Annotated in this window: 25 protein-coding genes; 15 read left to right on the top strand and 10 right to left on the bottom strand. The window is 67.7% G+C overall.

What is annotated here, in order from left to right; all coding sequences use genetic code 11:
- Nucleotides 1-47: 47 nt before the first annotated feature.
- The 13 genes from ASF16_RS00835 (at nucleotide 48) to ASF16_RS00775 (ending at nucleotide 11380) form a co-directional block, all read left to right on the top strand.
- Nucleotides 48-575: a nucleoside deaminase gene (locus ASF16_RS00835; protein WP_156371823.1), complete on the top strand. Its 528-nt coding sequence runs from the start codon at nucleotides 48-50 to the stop codon at nucleotides 573-575.
- Between the two features lie 19 nt (nucleotides 576-594).
- Nucleotides 595-1296, top strand: a complete 702-nt coding sequence (locus tag ASF16_RS00830; protein ID WP_235507215.1) for a TetR family transcriptional regulator C-terminal domain-containing protein — start codon at nucleotides 595-597, stop codon at nucleotides 1294-1296.
- A 137-nt stretch (nucleotides 1297-1433) separates the two neighbouring features.
- The gene (locus tag ASF16_RS00825; RefSeq protein WP_082516672.1) at nucleotides 1434-1739 is read left to right on the top strand and encodes a 2Fe-2S iron-sulfur cluster binding domain-containing protein; all 306 of its coding nucleotides are present in this window, start codon (nucleotides 1434-1436) and stop codon (nucleotides 1737-1739) included.
- 14 nt (nucleotides 1740-1753) lie between these two features.
- Nucleotides 1754-2341 carry an NAD(P)H-dependent oxidoreductase gene (locus tag ASF16_RS00820; protein ID WP_056162474.1) on the top strand — a complete coding sequence of 196 codons (588 nt, stop codon included), beginning with the start codon at nucleotides 1754-1756 and terminating at the stop codon, nucleotides 2339-2341.
- Between the two features lie 12 nt (nucleotides 2342-2353).
- Nucleotides 2354-3685 (top strand): amidohydrolase family protein, encoded by a 1332-nt coding sequence (locus ASF16_RS00815; RefSeq protein WP_056161499.1) that lies wholly within the window; start codon nucleotides 2354-2356, stop codon nucleotides 3683-3685.
- On the top strand, nucleotides 3682-4146 hold the full coding sequence (locus ASF16_RS00810; protein ID WP_056161497.1) for a RidA family protein: 465 nt from the start codon (nucleotides 3682-3684) through the stop codon (nucleotides 4144-4146). The genes ASF16_RS00815 and ASF16_RS00810 overlap by 4 nt, the downstream gene beginning before the upstream one ends.
- 33 nt (nucleotides 4147-4179) lie before the next feature.
- A complete protein-coding gene (locus ASF16_RS00805) occupies nucleotides 4180-5043 on the top strand; it encodes a creatininase family protein (RefSeq protein ID WP_056161496.1) in 864 nt (287 codons plus the stop codon).
- A 95-nt stretch (nucleotides 5044-5138) separates the two neighbouring features.
- On the top strand, nucleotides 5139-6137 hold the full coding sequence (locus ASF16_RS00800; protein WP_056162471.1) for an ABC transporter substrate-binding protein: 999 nt from the start codon (nucleotides 5139-5141) through the stop codon (nucleotides 6135-6137).
- Nucleotides 6138-6326: 189 nt separating this feature from the next.
- A complete protein-coding gene (locus tag ASF16_RS00795) occupies nucleotides 6327-7166 on the top strand; it encodes an ABC transporter ATP-binding protein (protein ID WP_056161494.1) in 840 nt (279 codons plus the stop codon).
- Nucleotides 7163-8098: an ABC transporter permease gene (locus tag ASF16_RS00790; protein ID WP_082516671.1), complete on the top strand. Its 936-nt coding sequence runs from the start codon at nucleotides 7163-7165 to the stop codon at nucleotides 8096-8098. Before ASF16_RS00795 ends, ASF16_RS00790 begins: the two co-directional genes overlap by 4 nt.
- 230 nt (nucleotides 8099-8328) lie before the next feature.
- Nucleotides 8329-9717, top strand: a complete 1389-nt coding sequence (locus tag ASF16_RS00785) for an FAD-binding oxidoreductase (protein ID WP_056161490.1) — start codon at nucleotides 8329-8331, stop codon at nucleotides 9715-9717.
- A 222-nt stretch (nucleotides 9718-9939) separates the two neighbouring features.
- Complete coding sequence (locus ASF16_RS00780; RefSeq protein WP_056161488.1) at nucleotides 9940-10779, top strand: urease accessory protein UreD; 840 nt, start codon at nucleotides 9940-9942, stop codon at nucleotides 10777-10779.
- Nucleotides 10780-11008: 229 nt separating this feature from the next.
- A complete protein-coding gene (locus ASF16_RS00775) occupies nucleotides 11009-11380 on the top strand; it encodes a YciI family protein (RefSeq protein WP_056161486.1) in 372 nt (123 codons plus the stop codon).
- Between the two features lie 6 nt (nucleotides 11381-11386).
- Here the strand turns inward: ASF16_RS00775 and ASF16_RS00770 are convergent, their stop codons facing one another.
- The 3 genes from ASF16_RS00770 to ASF16_RS00760 form a co-directional block, all read right to left on the bottom strand.
- Nucleotides 11387-11923 carry a GAF domain-containing protein gene (locus ASF16_RS00770; protein WP_056161484.1) on the bottom strand — a complete coding sequence of 179 codons (537 nt, stop codon included), beginning with the start codon at nucleotides 11921-11923 and terminating at the stop codon, nucleotides 11387-11389.
- A 148-nt stretch (nucleotides 11924-12071) separates the two neighbouring features.
- Nucleotides 12072-13313 (bottom strand): alanine transaminase, encoded by a 1242-nt coding sequence (alaC, locus tag ASF16_RS00765; RefSeq protein WP_056161482.1) that lies wholly within the window; start codon nucleotides 13311-13313, stop codon nucleotides 12072-12074.
- Between the two features lie 134 nt (nucleotides 13314-13447).
- A complete protein-coding gene (locus ASF16_RS00760) occupies nucleotides 13448-14695 on the bottom strand; it encodes an MFS transporter (RefSeq protein WP_056161480.1) in 1248 nt (415 codons plus the stop codon).
- Between the two features lie 330 nt (nucleotides 14696-15025).
- Between ASF16_RS00760 and ASF16_RS00755 the strand changes: the two genes are divergently transcribed.
- Complete coding sequence (locus ASF16_RS00755) at nucleotides 15026-15754, top strand: haloacid dehalogenase type II (RefSeq protein WP_056161478.1); 729 nt, start codon at nucleotides 15026-15028, stop codon at nucleotides 15752-15754.
- A 34-nt stretch (nucleotides 15755-15788) separates the two neighbouring features.
- Here ASF16_RS00755 and ASF16_RS00750 read toward each other — a convergent pair whose 3' ends face one another.
- From ASF16_RS00750 to ASF16_RS00740, 3 genes are all read right to left on the bottom strand, one after another.
- Nucleotides 15789-16871 (bottom strand): adenylate/guanylate cyclase domain-containing protein, encoded by a 1083-nt coding sequence (locus ASF16_RS00750; protein WP_056161476.1) that lies wholly within the window; start codon nucleotides 16869-16871, stop codon nucleotides 15789-15791.
- 247 nt (nucleotides 16872-17118) lie between these two features.
- The gene (locus ASF16_RS00745; protein WP_056161474.1) at nucleotides 17119-17907 is read right to left on the bottom strand and encodes a metallophosphoesterase; all 789 of its coding nucleotides are present in this window, start codon (nucleotides 17905-17907) and stop codon (nucleotides 17119-17121) included.
- A 55-nt stretch (nucleotides 17908-17962) separates the two neighbouring features.
- Complete coding sequence (locus ASF16_RS00740) at nucleotides 17963-19087, bottom strand: diacylglycerol kinase family protein (RefSeq protein WP_056161472.1); 1125 nt, start codon at nucleotides 19085-19087, stop codon at nucleotides 17963-17965.
- Nucleotides 19088-19379: 292 nt separating this feature from the next.
- Between ASF16_RS00740 and ASF16_RS00735 the strand changes: the two genes are divergently transcribed.
- Nucleotides 19380-20219, top strand: a complete 840-nt coding sequence (locus ASF16_RS00735) for a phosphatase PAP2 family protein (protein WP_056161470.1) — start codon at nucleotides 19380-19382, stop codon at nucleotides 20217-20219.
- A gap of 64 nt (nucleotides 20220-20283) precedes the next feature.
- Here ASF16_RS00735 and urtE read toward each other — a convergent pair whose 3' ends face one another.
- The 4 genes from urtE to urtB form a co-directional block, all read right to left on the bottom strand.
- Nucleotides 20284-20976, bottom strand: a complete 693-nt coding sequence (gene urtE, locus ASF16_RS00730; RefSeq protein WP_056161467.1) for an urea ABC transporter ATP-binding subunit UrtE — start codon at nucleotides 20974-20976, stop codon at nucleotides 20284-20286.
- 1136 nt (nucleotides 20977-22112) lie between these two features.
- A complete protein-coding gene (gene urtD, locus ASF16_RS00725; protein ID WP_056161466.1) occupies nucleotides 22113-22988 on the bottom strand; it encodes an urea ABC transporter ATP-binding protein UrtD in 876 nt (291 codons plus the stop codon).
- Nucleotides 22985-24124: an urea ABC transporter permease subunit UrtC gene (gene urtC, locus ASF16_RS00720; RefSeq protein ID WP_056161464.1), complete on the bottom strand. Its 1140-nt coding sequence runs from the start codon at nucleotides 24122-24124 to the stop codon at nucleotides 22985-22987. The genes urtD and urtC overlap by 4 nt, the downstream gene beginning before the upstream one ends.
- A 7-nt stretch (nucleotides 24125-24131) precedes the next feature.
- Entirely contained in the window at nucleotides 24132-25712 is a 1581-nt protein-coding gene (urtB, locus tag ASF16_RS00715; protein ID WP_056161463.1) for an urea ABC transporter permease subunit UrtB, read from the bottom strand.
- Nucleotides 25713-25863: the final 151 nt, after the last annotated feature.

Genomic DNA, 25863 nt, shown 5'->3' with positions numbered 1-25863 from the left:
CAAATGCATAGCGAGGGGAACAGCAGCACCCACGACGGAGACACCCCATGCTTGCCCTCATGTCCGCAGCGCCCCAGCAGTTCGACGACCCTGCCCAACTCGATGCCATCGATGGCACCTACCTGCGCCAGGCCATCGCCTGGTCTTGCACGGCGCGGGCGCGGGGCAACCGGCCCTTTGGTGCGGTGGTGGTCAGCGAGCAGGGCGACCTGCTGGCCGAGGGTTATTGCAACACCACCGAGACGGGCGACTGCACGGGCCATGCGGAGACCAACGCCGTGCGCCAGCTCAGCCCGCGCTTCGCGCGCGAGATGCTGGCCCGCGCCACGCTGTATTCGTCGGCCGAGCCGTGCGTGATGTGCGCCGGTGCCATCTTCTGGGCGGGCATTGGCCGCGTGGTCTTCGGGATCGACGCGGTGCGCCTGCGCGAGTTTCGCGGCGACCGCCCCGAGCAGCGCGACGCCGAACTGTCGTGCCGTGACGTGTTCGCTGCATCGCACCACCCCATCGAGTGCATCGGGCCCGCACTGATCGAAGAGGCCAGCGCGCCGCATGTCGGCTTCTGGAAGTCGTGACCAGCGACAATCGCCCACCATGCCGAACCCCGCCCCGCCCATGAACGACGCCGACACCGAGACCCCCAGCAACGTCGTTTCCGGCGCCCTGCTCAGCCGCCCCAAGCAGGGGCGCGAGCGCATCCTGGGCGCGATCCGCGAGGCGGCCATTGCCGAGTTCAGCCGCCATGGCTTCAAGGGCGCTTCCACCAAGGCCATTGCCGAGCGCGCAGGCCTGACCAAGCCGCAGCTGCACTATTACATCGCCAGCAAGGAAGAGCTGTACGAGGAGCTGCTGTACTCGGTGCTCAACGGCTGGTCGGGCGCCTTCCAGTTCGACAGCCAGAGCGACGACCCCAAGAAGGTGCTGAGCACCTACGTGCGCAAGAAGCTCGACTACGCGCTGGACAACCCGGGCCTGTCGCGCATCTTCACCACCGAGGTGCTGGGCGGCGGGCGCAACCTGGGCCGGTACTGGCCCGTGGCCGTGAAGTCCACCCAGCAGAAGGTGGACCTGATCGACCGCTGGATCGCCGAGGGCCGCATGCGCCCGCTGGACGCGCGCCTCTTGCTCATGCAGATCTGGGGCATGACGCAGCACTACGCCGACTACGGCGTGCAGGTGCACATCATGCTGGGCCTGGCGCCCGAAGAGACGATCGACCGCGAGCCCATCGTGCGCGAGCTCACCAACTTTGTGCTGCTGGGCTGTGGCCTGGCACCGGATTGCGCACCAGAGTGAACAGGTCTGCACGCTGGCGGGCGTAGCAGCCGCGCCAGCGCGGCGCGTTGACCCAGGGCCCACAGGCAACGGCCCGAAAGCCTGCTGGCACAGCACTTGCAATAGTTTGACCAATCGATCAAATCAAGTGGTCAAACATGCAAACCCCAGCCATGGCAGCGCCGCTGCCCGCCACGGAACCGGCTTCCTTTGAACTCGAGCTTGCGCGCAGCCAGATGCGGCTGCCCGTGGAGCCCGGCGAAAGCATGGCCGATGTGCTGCAGCTCGCCGGCGTCGCCATCGACACGCTGTGCGAGCAGGGTGTGTGCGGCACCTGCGCCACGCGCTGGCTGGCCGGGGCACCCGACCACCGCGACAGCTGCCTGAGCCCTGAAGAGCAGGCCACCCATGTGGCCGTGTGCTGCGCACGCAGCCACGGGCCCACGCTCACGCTCGACCTTTGAAGAAGGAGCCCGCCATGCGCATCCTCGTGATCTATTGCCACCCGGTGGAGACCAGCTACAACGCGGCCCTGCATGCCGAGGTGGTGCAACAGCTGCGCGGCGCGGGCCACCAGGTGGACGACTGCGACCTGTATGCCGAGGGTTTCAACCCCGTGCTCAGCCGCGAGGAGCGGCTGGGCTACCACGAGGTGCCGAGCAACCGCCTGCCCGTGCAGGGCTATGTGGACCGGCTGCTCTGGGCCCAGGCGGTGGTGTTCTGCTTTCCCACCTGGTGCTTCGGCATGCCGGCCATGCTCAAGGGTTTTTTCGATCGGGTGCTGATGCCCGGCGTGGCCTTCGACATCAGCGATCCGCAGAACGTCAAGCCCTCGCTCACGCACATCCAGCGCATCTCGGCCGTGGTGACCTACGGCCGCCCGCGCTGGACGGCGCTGCTCATGGGCGACCCGCCGCGCAAGTCCGTCACGCGCTACATGCGCCTGCTGACCGGTGGCAAGGCGCGCGTGGACTACCACGCCTACTACCACATGAACGTGGCCACGCCGCCGCGGCTCGAGGCCTTCAAGGCCCGCGTGGGCCAGGCCATGGCGCGCTTCGCATAAGGGCTCCGTCGCATGCATGCATCCAACACCCCCGACCACCTGCTGCGCGCCCGGCTGCCGCGCTGGCTGCTGCCACGCCAGTGGCCCACCCAGGGCAGCCAGCCCGCGCTGGCCGATGTGCACCTGGTGCAGGGCCGCGTCGCATCCATAGCGCCGCACAGCCCTGCGCAGCCTGCCCCCGCGGGCGCCACCTGGGATCTGGCCGGCGCCCTGGTGCTGCCCGGCCTGGTGGATGCGCACACCCACCTGGACAAGGCCTTCACCCTGCCGCGCATGGGCACCGTCAAGCCCGGCCTGCTGGGCGCCATCGAGGCCATGATGGTCGACCGCCAGGGCTGGACCGAGGCCGACATCCGCGCCCGCGCCAGCCGCGCCCTGCAATGGGCGTACGAGGCGGGCACGGTGCACCTGCGCACCCACTGCGATTGGTGGGAGCCCGATGCACCACCGCTCGCCTGGAACGTGCTGCGCGCGCTGGCGCAGGAATGGGCCGGCCGCATCGCGCTGGAGCGCGTGGCCCTGATCCCATTGCACCTGTACACCGAGCGCGCCACCGCCCTGCAGCTGGCCGCCACCGTGGCCGCCAGCGGCCCGGGCGCGCTGCTGGGCGGCTTCGTGCATTCCACCAACTGGGACCCGCAGGCCCTGCGCCACCTGTTCGAGGCCGCGCAGCACCATGGCCTGAACGTGGACCTGCATGTGGACGAGGAACTGCACCCCGGCGCCCAGGGCCTGGCCACCACGGCCGCGCTGCTCCAGGAATTGCGCTTCGGGGGCCATGTGGTCTGCGGCCACACCTGCGCACTGGCCGCACAGGACGAGGCCTCCGCCCTGGCCACGCTGGACGCGGTGGCGCAAAGCCCGATCACCCTGGTCACGCTGCCCATCACCAACCTGCTGCTGCAGGACGCAGTGACCGGCCGCACACCGCGCCAGCGCGGCATCACCCTCGTCAAGGAGGCGCGTGCGCGCGGCATCCCGGTGCTGGTGGCCAGCGACAACGTGCAGGACCCGTTCTGCCCCGTGGGCAGCTTCGACCCGCTGGAGGCCCTGGCCACCGGCGTGCTGGCCGCGCAGCTCGATGCGTCGTTCGACCGCTGGTCCGAGGCGCTGTGCCGCAGCGACTGGCTGCGCCGCGGGCCCGAGGCCCTGCCGCTGCAGCCCGGCATGCCCGCCGACCTGATCGTCTTCCAGCAGGCCGATGGCTGGGGCTTTCCGTCGCGCACGCAGCAGCGCGTGGTGCTGCGCCAGGGCTGCGTCGCCGGTGGCCATGCCAGCGCGGCGTGGCATGTGGCGGGTACAACGCCGTCCCCTTCCCCCATCCCTGCACGGAGCCTTGCATGACCGCACCCACCACCCCGGGCATCGCCCAGCCCCTGGCCCGCTACGCCGCCTGGCGCCGCGCGGGCGACCTGGTGTTCCTGTCCGGCATCATTGCCGTGGACCCTGCGGCCAGCCGCATCGTGCGCGGCTATGCCGACATCCCCGACGAGGCGGCCACGCTGATCGGCCGCACTGGCGAGTTCAGCAGCGACATCAAGGAGGGGCCCATCCTGGCGCAGAGCTGGTATGTGCTCGACCGCATCCGCCAGACCGTCGAGGCCGCGGGCGGCCAGATGTCCGACGTGTTCAAGCTGGTGCAGTACTTCAAGCACCTGGACCACTTTCCCCAGTACAGCCGCGTGCGCAAGCTGTTCTTCCCGGGCGAGCCGCCGGCCTCCACCGTGGTGGAGGTCACCGGCATGCTGCCCACGGCCGACATCCTGGTCGAGGTCGAAGCGACTGCCTACCTCCCCTTGCGCTGACCTCCACATCCTCCTTCACGAAAGACCCGCCCCATGCTGCACGGCTACACCCCGCCCCATCGCTACCTGCCCTACCTGAGCTGGACCGAGATCGCCCACCTGCCGGACAAGGAAAACACCGTGATCGTGCTGCCCACGGGCGCCACCGAGCAGCACGGCCCGCACCTGCCCTGTGCGGTGGACACGGTCATCAGTGCGGGCGTGGTCGGCCATGCCATGGCCCGCCTGCCGGCCGAAGTGCCGGCCTTCGCCATGGCACCCATCACCTACGGAAAGTCCGAGGAGCACCTGCACTTTCCCGGCACGGTCACCTTGAGCGGCGAGACCCTGCTGGCCACGATGAACGAGGTGGGCGAGTCGGTCTACCGCGCGGGCTTTCGCAAGCTGCTGTTCGTCAACGGCCACGGCGGCCAGCCGCAGGTGATGGAGATGTGCGCGCGCGAACTGCGCCTGCGCCATGGCGACTTCATCGTGGTCCCGAGCTTCACCTGGCGCGTGCCGCACGTGGCGGGCAAGTACCTGTCGGAGCAGGAAAAGAAGCTGGCCATGCACGCCGGCCATGCCGAGACGGCGCTGATGCTGGCCCTGGCGCCCGACACCGTGCACATGGAGCGCGCGGTGGTGAACTACCCGCCTGCCTTCCCGTCGCCCCTGCTCTCGCCCGATGGCCGCCCGGCCTGCGCCTGGACCGCGCGCGACTTCGGACCCAGCGGCATCATCGGCGACCCGCTGCCGGCCACGGCCGAGCAGGGCCACGCCATCCTCGATTCGCTGGCCGTGAGCTGGGCCGCCGCCATCACCGAGCTGCACCAGCTGCGCTGGGCCCCGCGCGCCGAAGCCACCTGGGGCCGCGCCCACCACACGGGGCATGTGGAGCACGCATCCGCCCTGGCTTGAAACCTGCGAACCCAGCCGCATCCCGCCTCCCTTTTCGTCCCTTTCGTCCCTTTCGTCCCTGTTCCCCCTCCATCCCCTACCGGAGCACTGCCATGATGAAGAACACCGCCTCCCACCTTTCCCGACTTGGTGCAGCCGCGCTGCTCGCTGCGGGTGCCGCCGGCACCCTGCCGGCCCACGCGCAGGAAAAGTTCACCTACATGACCAACTGGTACGCGCAGGCCGAGCACGGCGGCTTCTACCAGGCGGTGGCCACGGGCCTGTACAAGAAGCACGGCCTGGATGTGACCATCAAGATGGGTGGCCCGCAGGTCAACATCGTGCAGATGATGGCGGCCGGACAGGCCGAGTGCGTGATGGGGTCGAGCGACCTGCAGATGATCCAGATGCGAGAGGGCGGCGTGCCCGTGACCACGGTGGCCGCGGTGTTCCAGAAAGACCCGCAGGTGCTGATCGCGCACGACGACGTGAAGAAGTTCGAGGACCTGAAGGGCAAGACCATCCTCATCGCCTCGGCCGCGCAGCGCGGCTACTGGCCATGGCTGAAAGCCAAGTACGGCTTCAGCGACTCGCAGACGCGCCCCTACACCTTCAACATCCAGCCCTTCGTGGCCGACAAGAACACCGCCCAGCAGGGCTACCTGACGTCCGAGCCGTTCGCCATCGCCAAGGCTGGCGTGAAGGCCAACACGCTGATGTTCAGCGACCAGGGCTACCCCGCCTACGCCACCACGGTGAGCTGCATGGACAAGACCGTGAAGGAGCGCGGCACCGCCGTCGCCTCGTTCGTGAAGGCCACCATGGAAGGCTGGAAAAGCTACCTGACCGACCCCGCCCCGGCCAATGCGCTGATCAAGAAGGACAACCCGAACATGACCGACGAACAGCTGGCCTACAGCGTGGCCAAGCTCAAGGAGATGGGCATGGTCACGGGCGGCGACGCAGCCACCATGGGCATCGGCGTGATGACCGATGCGCGCGCCAAGGCGAGCTACGACTTCCTGGTGGAAGCCAAGCTCATCGACCCTTCCAAGGTGAAGCTGGCCGATACCTACAGCACTGCCTTCGTCAAGGACCTCAAGGTATTGCCTTGATCCCCCCTGAGTCGCTTCGCGCCTTCCCCCCAGGGGGACAACACACTCGCTGCGGGGCGGCCCTTGCTCGGCGTTCGCTGGCTTGAGCCGCGCCAGTTGCCATCGGCAAGGGCCCAGCGTGGCGACAGAGTCGCACTCTCGCCCTGACACAGCGGTCAGCCCCGGCCACATCCATCGAAAGGCACCACCATGTCCATTCCCGCTGCCTCCCCCCCCGTGGCACCCGCGCCGCGCAGCACCCCTGCCGTGCAGGTGCTGTCGGCCCAGAAGACCTACCCCAACGGCACGCAGGCCCTGCTGCCGGTGGACCTGACCATCGACGAGGGCGAGTTCGTCACCCTGCTCGGCCCCTCGGGCTGCGGCAAGAGCACGCTGCTCAAGATGGTGGCAGGCCTGCTGGAGCCCACCGATGGCCGGCTGCAGCTGTGGCACAAGCCGGTGGCGCAGCTGGACGAAAGCGGCAAGAAGATGGCCTTCGTCTTCCAGTCGCCTACGCTCATGCCCTGGGCCAGCGTGCAGACCAATGTGCGCCTGCCACTGGAACTGGCCGGTGTGCCCCGCGCCGAAGCCGACGCCCGCGTGGCCGAGGCGCTGGCCCTGGTGGGGCTGTCGAAGTTTGCGAGCGCACTGCCGCGCGCCCTGTCCGGCGGCATGCAGATGCGCGTATCGATTGCGCGCGGCCTGGTCACCCAGCCCGACCTGCTGCTGATGGACGAGCCCTTTGGCGCACTGGACGAAATCACGCGCCACAAGCTCGACGCCGACCTGCTGGACCTGTGGCGCAAGAAAAAACTCACCGTGATCTTCGTGACCCACTCGATCCACGAGGCGGTGTTCCTCTCCAGCCGCGTGGTGATGATGGCCGCGCGCCCCGGCCGCGTGGTGGAGCAGTTTCACATCGACGCGCCCTACCCGCGCACCGCCGACTTCATGGTGTCGCCCGAGTTCAGCCGCTATGCCAAGCAGTTGCAGGACAGCCTGCTGCGCGCCAGCGCCAGTCCCGAAGACGCCGAGGAGACCGCAGCATGAGCACGCCCTACCCTACTGCTTCTGTCACTGGAACTGCAGCCCCCATCGCGGCACCCGCCGCTGCAGAGCGCAGCACACCCACGCGCGCACCGGCCCCTCCCAAGCTCGTCAAGCCCACCAAGCTCGCCAAGCCACGCACTCCCCTCATGGCCCAGCCGCGCGTGCAGCGCGTGGTCTACCCGCTGCTGGTGGGCCTGGTGCTGATCGCGCTGTGGCAGGGCCTGGTCACCGCGCTGGAGCTGCCGCCCTATCTGGTGCCCTCGCCATTGCTCATGCTCAAGACGCTGTTCACCGACTGGGCGGCCCTGGGCGGCTCGCTCTGGGTCACCGTCAAGATCACAGTGCTGGCGTTTGGCGTGGCCACGGTGGCCGGGGTGCTGATCTCGTTCTTGTTCGTGCAAAGCAAACGCATCGAGACCGCGCTGTTCCCGTATGCCGTGCTGCTGCAGGTCACGCCCATCGTGGCGGTGGCGCCGCTCATCATCATCTGGGTGAAGGACCCGATGGCATCGATGGTGATCTGCGCCGCGCTGGTGGCGCTGTTTCCCATCATCAGCAACACCACGCTGGGCCTGCGCAGCGTGGAGCCGGACCTGCAAAGCTACTTCAAGCTCAACCGCGCCACGCGCATGCAGACCCTGCTGCGCCTACGCATACCGAGTGCACTGCCGTACTTCTTCGGCGGGCTGCGCATATCGAGCGGCCTGGCGCTCATCGGCGCCGTGGTGGCCGAATTCGTGGCCGGCACCGGCGGCCAGGGCGCGGGCCTGGCGTACCAGATTCTGCAAGCGGGCTTTCAGCTCAACATACCGCGCATGTTCGCTGCGCTGCTGCTGATATCGCTGACCGGGGTGGCGCTGTTCGCGCTGATGGCCTGGGGCACCAGGGTCGCGCTGGGCAGTTGGCACGCCAGCGAAAACTCGATGGATTGAGAAGCCCCCCCTGAGTCGCTGCGCGCCTTCCCCCCAGGGGGACGCCGCCCCTGCGGCGGGGCGGCCCTTGCACGGCGGCACTGGCCTGGGCCGCGCGCGTTCGACGTCTGTGGATGGCGCGTAACGCGCCGAACAACTGAGCCATCCCTTCACCGCCACTCCGCTCGTTCGCGCGCGGTGCAGGGCCCCTTTTTCCCATACCGGCCGCCGATGGCCCAGGAGATATCGACATGACCACCACCACTGCCCACCAACTGCCCGAACAACTGCCCGGCCTGGACTGGATTGCCGACCCGCTGCGCGTGGGCCGCCTGTCGCAGGACTTTGCCTGGTTCAGCCCCGTGCTCAAGCGCGAGCTGGCCGGCAAGCGCGGCGACGTGGCCGTGCGCCCGCGCACCGAGGACGAGATCCGCCAGGTGGTGGCCGCCTGTGCACAAGCGCAGATCCCCATCACAGTGCGCGGCAGCGGCACCGGCAACTACGGACAGAGCACGCCACTGCAGGGCGGCGTGATCCTGGACCTGTCGGGCTACAACGGCTTTGGCTGGGTGCGCGGCGGCGTGGGCCGGGCGCAGGCGGGCATCCGCCTTTCGGACTTTGACGCGCAGGCCAAGCCCCTGGGGCAGGAGCTGCGCTGGCTGCCCTCCACCTACCGCAGCGCCACGCTGGGTGGGCTTTTCGGTGGCGGCTTTGGCGGCGCGGGGTCCCTCAACCACGGCCCGCTGGCCGCGCCCGGCAACGTGCTGGCCGTGCGCGCCATGACGGTGGAGCCCGAGCCGCAGATCATCGAATTGCGCGGCCCCGAGGCCATGCTGCTGCACCACACCTACGGTACCAACGGCATCGTGCTGGAGTTGGAGGTGGCGCTGACCCCCACCGTGGCGTGGACGGAGTGCATCGTCACCTTCACCGAATTCGACACCGCACTCGACTTTGCCGACCGCTTCGGCGCGGCGCCGGGGCTGGAGAAGAAAGAGGTGTGCTTTCTGGCAGCACCCATCCCCGCCTACTTCACCAGCCTGGCCGAGCACCTGCCCGCGGGCTGCCACGCGGTGATGCTGCTGGTGGCCCCGCAGTCGGAAGACGGCATGCGCGACATGGCTGCCAAATACGGCGGCACCGTCAGCTACCGCAAGACCGCCGAAGAGGTGGACAAGAGCCACAAGACCTTGCTCGAATACACCTGGAACCACACCACCCTGCACGCACTGAAGGTGGACAAGACACTCACCTACATCCAGAGCGGCTTTACCCCCGCCACCCGGCTGGACCAGGTGAAGGCGCTGGAAAAGGCGCTGGGCGGCGAGGTGATGATGCACCTGGAGTTTCTGCGCACCAAGGAAGGCGCCTTCAACTGCAGCGGGCTGCAGCTGATCCGCTACAGCACAGAAGAGCGCCTGAACCAGATCATGCAGATCTACCGCGACCACGGCGTGCAGATCAACAACCCGCACGTCTACATCGTGGAAGACGGCAAGCAAAACCACCTGGACCCCGCCGTGGTGGACATGAAGCGCCGCTTCGACCCACAGGGCCTGCTCAACCCCGGCAAACTGCGCAGCTGGTATGCGGCTGAAGAGACCACACCTGTGCAAGCGCCGGAACGCCAGACGGCCTGAGGCTGTTGCTGCAGTTGCCGCAGTTGTCCATTGGCCTCGCTCGCCCTGGCACGCTGCGGGCAGGGCGTGGGCCCACCGCAGACTGTGAGCCGAACATCCGACGGCGCCACACGCCGCCACACTTCGCCACACCGCCATGCACAGCTACACGACCAAAAATAGCCCCTACCGCGCACCCACAGGGCATAATTAGCTACTCATTTAATAGCAGACAACCCACCCATGCCCTGGCACGCCCGCCTGCAGCTCGACTACACGGCAGACACCCAACCCGCCCGCACCGTGGCGCGGTACGAGCACAACGGCCCGCTGCGCATTCTGCAAAGCCTGTACCCCGAGGGCGACGCCATCTGCCACAACGTGCTGGTGCACCCGCCCGGCGGCCTGGTGGGCGGCGACACGCTGGACATCACCGCCACCGTCGGCCCGGGAGCACATGGCCTGGTCACCACACCGGGTGCCACGCGCTTTTACCGGTCCACCGGCCCGCAGGCCTTGCAGCGCAGCCACCTGAGCGTGGCCGACGGAGGCCGCCTGGAATGGTTGCCGCTGGAGGCCCTGTGCTATAGCGCCTGCAACGCCGAAAACCACCTCACGCTGAACCTCGCCCCCGGCGCCGAATGCATGGGCTGGGACGTGACCGCGCTGGGCCTGCCCCACGCCAACCAGCCTTTTGAACAGGGCCGCTTCGTGCAGCACCTGGAAGTGCCCGGCCTGTGGCTGGAGCGCGGCGTGATCGATGCGGCCGACAAGCGCCTGTTGCAAAGCCCGTTGGGCCTGGCAGGCCACAAGTGCCTCGCCAGCTTGTTCTTCGCCGCCGGAGGCGCGCTGGACCGCAATCGCCGCGACGCCGCGCTGGACGCCGCCCGAGCCGTGATCGATCAGCATCCGCATGTGAAAGCCATCGCAGGCGCCACCAGCCCCAACCCGCAGATGGTGGTGGTGCGCGTGCTGGCGCTGCAGGTGGAGCCCGCGATGAAGCTGCTCAAGGCAGTGCGCGTGGCGTGGAGGAAGCAATTGTGGGAACTGGCGGGGGATGCGCCCCGGATCTGGGCGATGTAGGGGTGGGGCTGCGCCGGTCTCGCCAACCGATGACCGCCAGAGCCAACCAGAACCAGCCACCAGTGGACAGAAACTCTGGGCACCTGTCGAGCTGGCAGCGCGTCGGAGCCAGCTCGCACCGGCCCGCGCCGACCTTCGCTCGCAGGGACCGACGCAATTTCTTTTTCACTGTGTCGATTTCGGACCGTCAGCTTCGTCGTCAGTGCATCAACCCTCTGAAAGCACCTCCATGAAATACCTCGGCCTGGCCTACTTCACCCCCGAAAGATTCGCGGCCATGGCGCCCGACGACGTCAAGGCTTTGGTCACCCAATGCCCGCCCCTGGACGAGAAGATGCGCGCCACCGGCAAGGTGCTTGTGTCCGCGTCGCTGGGTGATCTGGACCAGTGGGTGACACTGCGCCCGCACAGCGGCAAGACGCGCATCAGCGATGGGCCTTACACCGAGTCGAAGGAAGTGGTTGGCGGCCTGTTCATCATCGAGGCGGACAGCCGTGACGAGGCCGTTCGCATCGCGTCCATGCACCCGGCGGCCATGCTGGGCGAAGAAGGCGGATGGGCGGTCGAGCTGATTCCGATGGATTTCTACCTGGGCGGCTAGACCCGCCTACCGGCCTGTCGGCGACTCCAGCGGGGACTCCACACCCGGCGACAACTTGGCCGCCAGCAAATTGGCGGTGTACCTCAAGCGCTCGATATCGGCATCCGGCTGCACGCCGCGGCTGAAGCAGCACAGGGTGCCATACAACTCGCCGCCGGGCAGGCGCACAGGAGTGCTCAGGTGGGTGCCGATGGGGAACCCGGGGTCGGGCACCTTGCCCGCTTCGATCAAGGGTTTGGCGTTCTCGATGGTCTCGGGCAGGCGGCCTTCGACCACGTACTGGCACCAGCTTTCTTCCACCGGGTCGGACATGCCGGCGTGGATGGGTGAGAAGTCCGGCGTGCTGTCCACCATCTCGATGGTGCGGCGACCATTGGCGATCTGGGACACAAAAGCGACGTCCATGCCCAGTCGGGTGCGCAGCAGTTTCAAGACGGTGGCGACCACGGCGGGCAGTTCGGGGTCGGCAGAGTCGCTGGTGGCCACCAGCAGTTCCGAGATGGTGACGTCCAGGTCGTCGGGGTTGTAGTCGAGAAAATGCATACCCGCCAGTCTAATCCGCGACCGGTGAGGATGGCAGTAAGCAGACGTGTAGATTCGGTATCGAATCGAACACGCCTGCTGACCTGCTGACCTGCTGACCTGCTGACTCACTGGCACACAGGCACGGCGGGTATCCAGCAGCCGCCGCTCAGGCCGCAGCAGTGGCCGGCGCAGGCGCCGCAGGCACCTTCAGCAAGCCATCGGCCTTGAACATGGCACGGATGCCGCGCACGGCCTGGCGGATGCGGGCCTCGTTCTCGATGAGGGCGAAGCGCACGTACTCGTCTCCCTGGTCGCCAAAGCCGATGCCCGGCGACACGCACACCTTGGCCTTGTCGAGCAGCTGGCGCGCGAACTCGAGCGAGCCCAGGGCCCGATACGGCTCGGGGATGCGGGCCCAGATGTACATGCTGGCCCGGGGGCAGTCCACCGCCCAGCCGGATTCCGACAGCCCCTTGTACAGCACGTCGCGGCGGCGCTGGTACTGGGCCGCGATGTCTTTGACGCACTGCTGGTCGCCCTCCAGCGCGGCGATGGCTGCGACCTGAAGCGGAGTGAAGGTGCCGTAGTCGTGGTAGCTCTTGATGCGGGCCAGCGCAGCCACGAGGTCAGGGTTGCCCACCATGAAACCCACGCGCCAGCCGGCCATGTTGTAGCTCTTGGAGAGGGTGAAGAACTCCACCGCCACGTCCTTGGCGCCAGGCACTTCCATGATGCTGGGGGCGCGGTAGCCGTCGTACACGATGTCGGCGTAGGCCAGGTCGTGCACCACCAGGATGTCGTGCTTCTTGGCCAGGGCGATCACGCGCTCGAAGAAGCTCAGCTCCACGCACTGTGCGGTCGGGTTGCTCGGAAAGCCGAAGATCATCATCTTGGGCTTGGGGTAGCTGCCGCGGATGGCTTTTTCCAGCTCGGCAAAGAAGTCCACATCGGGCGCCACGGGCACGCTGCGGATGTCGGCCCCGGCAATCACCGCGCCGTAGATGTGGATGGGGTAGCTCGGGTCGGGCACGAGCACGGTGTCGCCGCGGTCCAGCGTGGCCAGCATCAGGTGGGCCAGGCCCTCCTTGGAGCCGATGGTGACGATGGCCTCGGTGTCGGGGTCGATGTCCACCGCGTACCGGTCCTTGTACCAGTGGCTGATGGCGCGGCGCAGGCGGGGGATGCCTTTGCTGGCGCTGTAGCCGTGGGTGTCGGGCCGTTGGGCCACTTCGGTGAGCTTGGCCACGATGTGCGGCGGGGTCGCGCCATCGGGGTTGCCCATGCTCATGTCGATGATGTCTTCGCCACGGCGGCGGGCGGCCAGCTTGAGCTCGGCCGTGATGTTGAAGACGTAGGGAGGAAGGCGATCGATGCGCGCAAAGCGGCGCTTGCCCTGAGAAGCAGACATGCTGGTGAACTTTCACGTAAGCGCCCGGAACCGTCCGAGCGACGTGGCCAACAATGGGGTTGGCCCGCGTTCACTGTAATGCAGAACGCGGCGTTCGCCGCGCCCGGCGCGGCGGTGTCGCACCGCCGCTACGCTCAGGCGCTCAGGCCTTCCGTGGCGCGCTGCGTTTTCCGTTCGGACGACAGCGCCAGGGCAAAGATGCCCACGCCGCACAGCCCCAGCACCACGCCCACCCAGCCGGTGGACGTCCAGCCCAGGCCGGCCGCGATGGACACCCCGCCCAGCCACGCGCCCAGCGCATTGGCGGCGTTGAAGGCCGAGTGGTTGAGCGCCGCCGCCAGGGTCTGCGCATCGCCGGCCACATCCATGAGCCGGATCTGCAAGGCCGGGCCGATGGCGACCACCGTGCCGAGCAGAAAGGTCGCCACCGCCGCGCTGACGGGGTGGTGCGCAGCAGGCACGAACAGCGCCATGACCGCGATGGACCACAGCAGCACCTTGCCGATGGCGGGCATGAGCGCCTTGTCGGCCATGCGCGAGCCAACGATGTTGCCTGCCACCATGCCCAGGCCGAACAGCGACAGCACGAAGGGCATGAGCGCAGGGGGCATGCCGGCCACCTCCAGCAGCGTGGGCTTGATGTAGCTGAACACCGCGAACATGCCGCCGAAACCGATGGCGCCGATGCCCAGCGTGAACCACACCTGCTTGCGCGCCAGCGCGCCCAGCTCGCGCAGCGGACTGGCGCCGTGCGATGCGGGCATGTCGGGCACCCACAGGCGCACCATGGCCACGGCGGCCAGGGCGATCAGCCCCACAAAGACGAACGCCGCGCGCCACCCGAAATACTCGCCCAGCGCCGCCGCAATGGGCACGCCCACCAGCGTGGCTGTGGTCAGCCCCAGCATCACCCAGCCCACCGCGCGCGCACGGCGCCCGGGCGGTGCCAGGGCCGCGGCGACGAGCGCCGCCACGCCGAAATAGGTGCCGTGCGGCAGGCCGGTGAACAGGCGCATGGCGCTGAGCGACAGGTAGCCCGGCGCCAGGGCCGATGCGAAGTTGCCCAGTGCATACACCACCATCAGCGCCATCAGCAGCGTGCGGCGCCCCCAGTGGGCGCACAGCACCGCCAGCACCGGCGCACCCACCACCACGCCCAGCGCATAGGCGCTGATGACGTGGCCGGCCTGCGGAATGGTGACGTTGATGTCGCGCGCCACCTCGGGCAGCAGGCCCATGATGACGAATTCGCCCGTGCCGATGGAAAAGCCGCCCACCCCCAGGGCCAGCACGGCACGCACCAGGGTGCGGTCGTCGGTGGGGGTGTGGGCGATGGGCGGCTCGGAAGACGCGGGGGATGGGGGAGACAAAGGCGCGGTCATGGCTGGCGGCAGCAAGCGAACGCCCCGCCTTCACCCGATGGGCCGGCGCGGGACGTACAACGAATACAGGGGATGGAGGGAGAAACCGAGTTACAGGGGTAAACCCGATTTCCGTAACCATAGCATTCTCTGCGCGAACATGCAGGCCTGGGGACATGTGTAACCTGCGCGAACACGCCGAACAGCAGGCACTGCTAGGCTGGCGGTGCGCCTGCAGACCCTTGGCTTTGCGCCCAACGCAGGCATCGCAGGCATCGCAAGCACTGCTGGCGCCGCCTGCGCTGCCGGCAAAGGCCATGACAACGCCCCACCCTGAACGAAAGACCTTCCATGACATCGACTGCAGGAACCGCCGACAGCATTGCCTCCACCGTCAAGGTACTGGCCTTCGACATCTTCGGCACCGTGGTGGACTGGCACGGCAGCATCGTGCGCGAGATGCAGGCGCTGTACCCGGCCGTGGACGGCGATGCATTCGCGCTGGCCTGGCGCGCGGGCTACCAGCCGGCCATGGCCCGGGTGATGCGGGGCGAGCAGGGCTGGACGCTGATCGACGACCTCCACCGCAGCATCCTCGACGAGATCCTGCCGCGCTTTGGCCTTGCGCATCTGTCCGAGGTGGAGCGCCGCCACCTCAACCGAGTGTGGCACCGGCTGGATGCCTGGCCCGACAGCGTGGAAGGCCTCAAGCGCCTGAAGACGCGCTTCATCATCACCACGCTGTCCAACGGCAACATCGGCCTGCTGACCCACATGGCCAAGCGCGCAGGCCTGCCCTGGGACTGCGTGCTGAGTGCCGAGGTGTTCCGTGCCTACAAGCCCGACCCGGCCACCTACCTGGGTGTGGCGCGGGTGTTCGACGCCGCGCCGTCGCAGGTGGCGCTGGTGGCCACGCACCACGACGACCTGGCCGCCGCGCGCGGCTGCGGCCTGCGCACGGCCTACATCGAGCGTCCGCACGAACTGGGCGCGGCCCGCCCCAAAGACGGCGCGCCGCAGCCCGGCAACGACCTGCACGCCACCGACCTTATCGACCTGGCGCGGATGCTGGGCTGCTGAGCCGGCGAGAGCGCGGCCGCGGCCCGGTCACGGGTCAGTGCACCACCAGCAGCTGCACGAACATCTGCACCTTGGCATGGCATTCGTCGCTGATGGAGGTGAACTCCAGCCCTGCCACCCACTCGTCGCCCTCCTGCTTGACGGTGATGACTCGGGCGTACACGTCGGCCACGCGGTAGTCCACCAGCGGCAGCTCGAACTCGAGCTTGATTTCGCTGTGCGCCTCCAGCGGCTCGATCAACTCCACCAGCAGGCCGTGGTAGCCGATGTCGCGGATGGCGCCGTGCACGATGTGGGGCACGACGATCTTGTCCTGCATGCGCTGGCACAGGCACGGCAGGCGCGCATCCACCCGGTGGCTGCGGCGAAACTCCTGGCGTGGTACCTTGAGCTTGTGCGACGGGATCGCGATCAGCTCGCGCAGGCTGACCGGCTGCGTGCGGCCCTTGACGTGCACCTGCATCGGCGCCGACGCCGACACCAGGCCCCAGCAGCGCTGGTAGGTGGTGTCGCTGATGAGCACCTGGCCGCGCAGGCTCAGCGCCTCGATGCGCGATGCCAGATTGACCGCCTCACCGATCACGGTGTACTCGGAATACACGTCGGAGCCGAAGCGGCCGGCCATCACCGTGCCGGTGTTCACGCCGATGCCGAGGAAGACCTCCGGCAGACGCTCGCGCAGGTGGGCGAGGTTCAGCTCGCGCATGGCGATCTGCATCTCCACCGCGCACAGCAGCGCGCGGTCCACATCGTCGTCGCTGGCCACCGGCGCGCCGAACAGCACCATGATGGAGTCGCCCATGAACTTGTCGATGCTGCCCCGGTACTTGAACACCACCTCGCTCAGGCGCGACAGGCAACGGTTGAGCGCCGCGATCACCACCGCCGCCGGCTGCGAGCCAGACAGCGCGGTGAATCCGCGCAGGTCGGCCAGCAGGATGGTCACCTCGCGCGGCGAGGCGTCCAGGCCCTCAATGGCGGCGCCCTGGGGCGACTCGACGCCGCGCAAGATGGCGGCGACCTCGGCCTGCGCGGCGTCGCTCAGTGGCGTGCCGGTTTCGCGTTCGATCAGCGCCTGCAGGCGGCGCAGCGCGTCGTGGTTGAATTCTTTGTGCATGGAAAGGCCGTGGAACTGCGAGTGGTGGGGGTGGCCCGCGACCCCCCGTCGCGCGGCTGATTCACCCTTTCATCCAGAATAGGCGCGGCCCCGAAGGCGGTCAACCCGGTCAAACCTGCGGGGGCGTATCCGCCACAGAATCCTGCAGGCCCCTTTCAATGCAAATCAAGCCGCTACCGCTTGATAGACAAGCGCCGGCAGCTATTATTTTAATAGCAAATTACATACACCACAACTGCGTCAGGGCTCAGATGGCAGTGACCCGCAGCACACGCTCGAACTCGCCCGACTCGGCGCTGTAATCCCACCGTGACGCATACCGCGCCAAGCCGCCCTCCACTTCGCCAGAGGCCTCCACCGTCAACAGCACCAAACTGTTCGGACAGCCATGGCGCAGGCGATAAGACACCGCTGTGCCGGCATGGCTGGCCCAGAGGCCGGGCATGGGGTTGAGCAATGCCGGCTGGTGCGCATGGCCCGACAGCAGCATCTGCGCGCCCGCAGAGCGCCAGCGCTCCAGCGCCTCGTCCGCGCGCGACGGGCGGTGGGCGCGGTCGGCAGCGTCGCGCGCCACCAGCGGGTGGTGGCTGGCGACGATGCGCCAGGCGTCCGGCGGCGCACGCGCCAGCAGGTCGGCGACATGCTGGATCTGCGCCGACGACAGGCTGCCGCGCTCGTGCCGCCAGGCGCGGGTCGTATTCACGCCCACCACATAGAAGGCACCGGCCTGCCGCACGGGCTCGTAGTCCAGGCCGAACTGGGTGGAAAACCGCTCGTACGACCGGCCCCAGCGCATCCACCACGCAAACAGCGGCAGGTCATGGTTGCCCGCCAGCACCAGCGTGCTGCGCGCGTGCAGGCCTTGCACAAAGCGCGCGGCCTGCTCGAACTGGGTGGCTGTGGCGCGCTGCGTGAGGTCACCCGACACTACCGCCATCGACACGCCCAGCCGCTGCGCAAGTCGCAACGCCGCATCGCACACCGCCGGGTCGTGCGCACCAAAATGCAGGTCCGACAGGTGCATCAGGACGGTCATCGTCGCATCCTGCACGGGGTGGGGGCAGCGCGCCGCGCCGGGTGGTTCGTCATCCTCATGCGGGCAGCAGGCCTTGGCCTTCAGGGTCGGAGGCGGGTGCGGGTGCCTCGTCGCTGTCACCCAGGCCCGGCACAATCGCCGCGGCTACGGCGGCAAGGCTGGCCACCGCAGTGGCTGCGGTCAGCGGCGGCTCGTCGCGCACCAGGGGCGACGGCGCCACCAGCCACAGCGGCCGTGCGCCGATGCTGAACTGCAGCGGCGGCACCATCCATTCGCGCTCGCCGTCAAACGCCACCTTGACCTGCGGCGGGCGCCAGCTGGCGGGCGATACCGCCAGCTCGGAGCACGCCAGGCTGACCACCGCACTGTCCTTGCCCAGCTGTCCGGTGGCCGCATTCCACACCGTGCGCGCCACGGCCCAGCGGCCCTGGGGCTGCAGCATCACCACGCCCAGCATGCCGCCGTCGGCCACCAGTTTAGCCTCGGCCAAACCCATGCGGTCGAGCTGCAGGGGGTTGTTACCCACGAAGAGCGTAGTGACCAGATGCTCTTGCTGGCTGGACTGCGCCCCTTGGTGAGTCTTCATCACCACGCGCCAGCGGCGACCGGCGGACGGGCGGAACATGCTCCACACCGCCGATGCCACGGCCACCATGCGCGACCGGCCGAATCGGCGCGACGCCTTTTCGCGTTCTGCCAGCAGCTTGGGATACAGGCCCACGCTGGCGTTGACCAGGAACAGGCGCTGGTTCACAAAGCCCACCTGCACCGGGCGCATGTCGCCAGAGTCCAGCGCCTTGAGGAGATCCTGCACCGCCACTTCCGGGTCCAGCGCCAGACCGTGCTCGCGGGCAAAGTAGTTGAAGGTGCCCATGGGCAGTACACCCATCGGCACGCCGGCGCGCAAGGCAGCAGCGGCCACGGCGTTGATCGTGCCGTCGCCACCAGCGGCCACCACCAGCCCGCCGTCCTGGCGGGCCGCCTCGGCCGCGTCGTGCGCCAGCTGGACGATATCGGCCCGCTCACGCGGCACATGCCACACCACATCGTGGCTCTGCAGTGCGCTCACCCCTTCGAGCTTGGCCCGCAGCAGGTCGAAGTCCGCCCCCGGGCGCTTGGGCACCACCAGGTGGATGGGGCCGCGCGGCGTGGTGGGTACGGAGCTGTCGGAGGGTGTCATGGGCCAATGTGCAAATCAAAAGGTGGCGGCAGAACATCAAGACGCCGGTGCGTCGGCACCGGGCGCTTTTCTGCCATGGAGCGATGGTGCCCAGGCTGCCTCAGGCACGCAGCCGGTAGCAATGCCTTCGCCATGTCAGTGCTCGCCGACAGCAACGCGGGGCAGCCGCACAGGCAGTATGGGCGCGCTGCCATACACCCACGCCCACATGGGCTGCTGCAAAGTCCTGTACAAATGCCCGCTTTGCGCCGCCGCGGCCGCCTTGGTAAACACGGAAAGGAAGACCACGTTGATGACGGAACTGCATGCAGCCAACCTGGGCGCCCTGCTGGCGCAACACCCGCTCGGCTGGTGGGCCGCAGGCATGGCTTTGGCGTCGTTGGCGGGCTGGGGCTGCCTGTGCGGCCTGCGCACCCTGCGGCGGGCCGGCCCACCGCTGCGCCAGTGGGTGCCCGCGCAGGCACGCTGGGTGCTGGTGGCGGCCATGGCGGCGAGTGCGGGCGTGCTGGTGGCAGCCGGCGCGGTGATGGCAGAGCTGGCCGAAAGCGGCCACCCCGGCGGCACGTGGGGCGCGCTGGACGACGCCCTGGCCGCAGGCCTGCTGGCGCACGCCGATGTCGCGGTGCTTCAGTGGTTTGCCACGGTGACCCATCTGGGTGACAGCTGGGCGCTGGCGGTGCTGACGGTGCTGGTCACCGCGCTGCTGTGGTGGCGCGGACACCGCCTGCTGGCCACCGGCTGGCTGGTGGCCATGGCCGGCAACGGCGCGCTGACGCGCATCCTCAAAAGCCTTTTCGAGCGCGTGCGGCCCGAGCACGTGCACGGCATCGCACAGGCCGACGGCTACAGCTTTCCCAGCGGGCACAGCAGCGCGTCGATGATGGCGTACGCCATGCTCGCCTACCTGGCCACGCGCCTGCTGCCCCGCCCCTGGCACCTGCCCGCCGCCCTGCTGGCCGGCGCAGCGGTCTTCACCACAGGCTGGAGCCGCGTGGTGCTGCAGGTGCACTACGCCAGTGACGTGCTGGCCGGCTGGCTGCTGGCCGGCACGTGGATGGTGTGCACCGTGCTCGTCATGGAGAGCGTGTCGCGCTGGCGCGGCGCGGCGACCCCTGCTACTGAGCAGGCCTGACGGACGCTTCAGGGCCAGCTCGGCACCTGTCCCGCTCAACGCACGCCGGGCATGGTGCGCGTTTTCAGATCGCCACGAGGTTGCGGATGCCCTTGGCTTCCATCTCGCTGCCCGGCCCGCGGGCGATGACTTCGCCGCGCTCCATCACGAGGTATTCGTCGGCCAGTTCCTGCGCGAAGTCGTAGTACTGCTCGCACAGCAGGATGGCCATCTCGCCTTTGTCGGCCAGCATGCGGATCACACGGCCGATGTCCTTGATGATGCTGGGCTGGATGCCTTCGGTGGGCTCGTCCAGGATCAGCAGGCGCGGGCCGGGCGCGAGGGCGCGGGCAATGGCGAGCTGCTGCTGCTGCCCGCCCGAGAGGTCGCCGCCGCGGCGGTGGAGCATTTGCTTGAGCACGGGGAACAGCTCGTACAGGTGCGGGGGGATGGGGGTAGAGCCGCTTTTGTAGGCCAAGCCCATGCGCAGGTTTTCTTCCACCGTGAGGCGGCCGAAGATTTCGCGGCCCTGGGGAACGAAGCCGATGCCGGCGCGGGCGCGGTCGTAGGGGGTGGTTTTGTCGATGGGTTTGCCGTCGAAGGTGATGGCGCCGCTTTTGATGGGGACCAGGCCCATGAGGCTTTTGAGCAGCGTGGTCTTGCCGACGCCGTTGCGGCCGAGGAGGACGGTGACTTTGCCGGGGGCGGCGGTGAGGCTCACGTCGCGCAGGATGTGGGAGCCGCCGTAGTACTGGTTGATGTTTTGGACGGTGAGCATTTTTGGTGAGCCTGGTTGGTGTCTAGCGCTTGGTCATCGGGCGCTATTAGCTATTTTTTTGATAGCGGTTCGAGCGCGGGAGTTCTGAGGGGCTGTGTTGTATTGCGGGGACTGAGTTTGTTGAAGTCTCTGTGCCATCCAGAACCGCTCGGGCTGAGCTTGTCGAAGCCTTGCCCGTCCGCCCCCACCACCCGTTCGGGTTGAGCTTGTCGAAACCGGGCGCTGCTCGCGAGCTCGCTGATTGGGTAGCATGCCTGTGCTAAGGGCGGGAGCCGGGGTGCGCGCCCGGCGGCGCGGTAACTTTCTCTTGGTTCGCCAAGAGAAAGTCACCAAAGAGAAGGCGCCCCCAAGTCTGCGACCCCTTCGCGTTGCGAAGGGGCAAACCTGCGTCGGGGCGGTTGCGGGGTGCGCCGCAGAACTCACTGCGCGCTGCGCGCTCCGTTCAAACAACTGCGGCGAGTCAGTGCACGAAGCATGCGCGCTCCGACGCGCATGCCACCCCGCAACCGCCCCGCCGCAGGCGCAGCCACAGGGGGTGGGCAGCCGAACAGCCAAACATCCACACGGGCCTTTGCTTCGCTCGGCCTGGCGGTCGCGGCGCGCAGCGCCTGCGCGTTCGGGGCCGAGCGCAGCAATGGCCCGTGTGGATGTCTTCTCCCCCAGCCCTTCAGGATGCGCCGAGGAGCACAGGGCGTGGGGTGAGCGTGTGCCGAAGGACACACGCATCGTGAACTGACTCGCTGCGGATGTTTGAGCGTAGCGCGCAGCGCGAAGCGAGTTCCGCAGCGCACCCCGCGCCCGAGCACCGCAGGTTGCCCGCAGCGAAGCGAAGGGACGCAGCGTGTAGGGTCGCCTTTTCTTTGGTGACTTTCTTTTGGCGAAGCAAAAGAAAGTTACTCGCACGCCGGGCGACTCCCGGCCTCCGCCCTTGAACCAGGCATGCGGTACAAACCAGCGAGCCTGCGAGCGCACCCCCGTTTCGACAAGCTCGACACGAATGGATCGGGATAAGCCGAGACCAGGTTTCGACAAGCTCAACCCGATCGAGCCGGGACGGGATGAGCAGGCTTCGACAAGCTCAGCCCGAACGGCCTGGGTCTGTTTCTGGGTTGCAGCCAACGAGCCCGTACTCACCATCACCGCCCCAGATAAACCTCGATCACCCGCTCATCCGCCTGCACCTGATCCAACGTCCCCTGCGCCAGCACAGCCCCATCGCACAACACCGTCACGATCTCAGAAATCGTACGGATGAACGACATGTCGTGCTCCACCACCATCAGCGAGTGCTTGCCCTTCAAGGTCAAAAACAACTCCGCAGTCCGCGCCGTCTCGTCGTCCGTCATCCCGGCCACCGGCTCGTCGAGCAGCAACAGCTTCGGGTCTTGCATCAGCAGCATCCCGATCTCCAGCCATTGCTTTTGCCCGTGGCTCAGGTTGCCAGCCAGACGTGTCACGCTCCCCGCCAGGTGAATGGTGTGCAACACCTCGGCCAGGCGATCCGATTGCGCGGAGTCCAGCCGAAAGAACATGCTCGATGCCACGCCCTTGTGGGTCTTCAAGGCCAACTCCAGGTTCTCGAACACCGTGAGCTGCTCGAACACCGTGGGCTTCTGGAACTTGCGGCCTATGCCCAGGCTCGCGATCTCGGGCTCGTTGTGGCGAAGCAGGTCGATGGTCGAGCCGAAGTACACCGTGCCGCTGTCCGGCCGGGTCTTGCCGGTGATGATGTCCATCATCGTCGTCTTGCCCGCCCCGTTGGGGCCGATGATGCAGCGCAGCTCGCCGGGCGCGATATCGAGGCTCAGGTTGTTGATGGCCTTGAAGCCGTCAAAGCTCACGTTCACGTCTTCCAGGTACAGGATGCGGCCGTGGGCCACATCCACCTCGCCGGGCGTCGCCACGCGCGAGAAGCCTGCCGCGCGGCCACCGGACTCGGTCTGGCCTGGCACGACCGGCGCCTGCCGGGCAGCGATGCGCTGCGCGCCCTCTTCCATCAAATCGGGCGTCATGGCGCGGCTCCTTCGCTGGTCTTTTTGTCGTGGCGCTTGTTCTTCAGTTTCTTGACCAGGCCCACCACGCCATCGGGCAGGAACAGCGTCACCGCGATGAACAACGCCCCCAGAAAGTACAGCCAGAACTCCGGCGCCGTGACGGTGAGCCAGCTCTTGGCGCCGTTGACGATGAAGGCACCGACGATGGGGCCGATCAGCGTGGCGCGGCCACCCACTGCGGCCCACACCGCGATCTCGATGGAGTTGGCGGCGCTCATCTCGCCGGGGTTGATGATGCCGACCTGGGGCACGTACAGCGCGCCAGCCACGCCGCACATCATGGCGCTGATGGTCCAGATGGTGAGCTTGTAGGGCAGCGGCGAATAGCCCGAGAACATGACGCGCGTCTCTGCGTCGCGCACGGCCTGAAGCACGCGGCCGAACTTGCTGCGCACCAGCCAGCGCGCCAGCAAGAAGAACACCAAGAGCGTGACGCCCGTCATCACGAACAGCAGCATGCGCATGTTCTGCGTGGCGATCGGCTGGCCCAGGATGCGCTTGAAGTCGGTAAACCCGTTGTTGCCGCCAAAGCCCGTCTCGTTGCGAAAGAACAGCAGCATGGCCGCGTACGTCATGGCCTGCGTGATGATCGAGAAGTACACGCCCTTGATGCGCGAGCGAAAAGCGAAGTAGCCGAACACGAAGGCGATGGCACCGGGCACGGCGACGACGAGGATGAGCGTGGCGACGAAGCTGTCGGATAGCATCCAGTGCCAGGGCAGCTCCTTCCAGTCGAGGAACACCATGAAGTCGGGCAGGTCACTTTTGTAGTTGCCGTCGCGGCCGATCTGGCGCATGAGGTACATGCCCATCACGTAGCCGCCCAAGGCGAAGAACAGGCCGTGGCCCAGGCTCAGGATGCCGGTGTAGCCCCAGATCAAATCCATGGCCAGCGCGCAGATGGCGTAGCACATGATCTTGCCGAGCAGCGCCACGGCGTAGTCGGACAGGTGCAGCGGGCTGCCGGCCGGCACCCACAGGTTGAGCACCGGAGCCACGGCGCACACCACGATGAGCGCCACGATGAAAGCCGACCAGCCGCTGCGCGTGAGCAGTGGTGCGGGCGCGGGGAGTTGGATAGCAGGGGTATTCATAACAGTCTCAATCCGCCGTACGGCCCTTCACCGCGAAGATGCCCTGCGGCCGCTTCTGGATGAAGATGATGATGAACACCAGCACGGCGATCTTGGCGAGCACGGCGCCCGTCCAGCCTTCCAGGAACTTGTTGAGCACACCCAGGCCCAGCGCTGCGTACACGGTGCCGGCCAGCTGGCCCACGCCGCCCAGCACCACCACCATGAACGAATCGACGATGTAGCCCTGGCCCAGGTCCGGCCCCACGTTGCCCACTTGGCTGAGCGCGCAGCCGGCCAGGCCTGCGATGCCCGAGCCCAGCGCGAAAGCGTAGGTATCGACACGCGCCGTGTTCACACCCATGCACGAGGCGATGGGGCGGTTTTGCGTGACGCCGCGCACGAACAATCCCAGACGCGTCTTGCTGATGAGAAAGGCCACGCCGCCCAGCACCGCCAGCGCAAAGGCCACGATGATCACGCGGTTCCAGGGCAGTTGCAGGTTCTCCATGAGCTGCACGCCGCCGCTCATCCACGAGGGGTTTTCCACACCCACGTTCTGCGCGCCGAACACGGTGCGCACCAGTTGCTGCAGCATCAGGCTGATGCCCCAGGTGGCCAGCAGGGTCTCCAGCGGCCGGCCGTACAGAAAGCGGATCACCCCGCGCTCCAGCACCGCGCCCATCAGGGCCGACGCCATGAAGGCAGCCGGAACGGCGGCGACCAGGTACCAGTCGAACGCGCCGGGAAAGTACTTTTGGAAGATGCCCTGCATCACATACGTGGCGTAGGCGCCGATCATCATCAGCTCACCATGGGCCATGTTGATCACGCCCATGAGGCCGTAGGTGATGGCCAGGCCCAGCGCCACCAGCAGCAGGATGGAGCCCAGGCTGATGCCTGTGAACATCGCTGCCAGTCGCTCGCCCCATTGCAGGCTGTCTTCCACCGTCTTGAGTGCGGCCTGCAGGGCGGCCTTGACCTGGGGATCTTCTTCGCTGCGCAACTGCTCCAGCAGCACGGTGCGGGTGGCAGGGTTGCCGCTGGTGGTCAGGTGCTGCGCGGCTTCGAGGCGCTTGGCGGCGTCGCTGCTGCTCAAAAGCATGCGCGCGCGGATGTTGGTGAGAAGCGTCTTGAGGCCGGCCTCCTGCTCGGCGGCCAGGGCCTTTTCGATCAGCGGCAGGCGGGCCTCGTCGGTCTCTTCGCGCAGCGCGTCGATGGCCTTGCTGCGCTGGGCCACATCCGTGGACATGAGCTGCAGCGAGGCGAGTGCCGTGTCGAACTCGCCGCGCATGCGGTTGTTGTTGACGATGTCTTCGGCATCGTCGGGCACGGGCACTTCGGCGCCCGTGACGGGGTCCAGCCCCTTGCCATCCTTGACGACGATGGCCTTGTCGCCCGCAATCTTGACCGCATCGTCGCCCATGGCGCGGATGAAGGCCACGGTGGCGTCGTCCGGCGTGGCAATGGCCGCCTGCAGCGCGGCGATCCGGTCATCGGTATCGCCCGCCGCCATGGCCCGCGCCGCCTCGGCCGTGAGCGCGTGCGCCTGCACCGCTGTGCACAACAGCAGGCAGGCGATCAGGCGAGAAAAGAGGGAAGAGAGCATGACGGAAGCTGTGTGAAAAAGCAGTGGGCCGCAGAACCCGCGCGATCTGAATGCGAGGGCCGCCGCGCAAGGGCCGCCCCGCCGCGCTGGCGGCGTCCCCCTCCCACGCGCAGCGTGAGAGAGGGGGAAGCGGCGTAGCCGCTCAGGGGGA

The organism is Acidovorax sp. Leaf78, from assembly GCF_001422735.1.
GTDB lineage: Bacteria > Pseudomonadota > Gammaproteobacteria > Burkholderiales > Burkholderiaceae_C > Acidovorax.
Note: the sequence above shows the minus strand (reverse complement) of the source record. Positions and strands in the feature narration are given on the sequence as shown.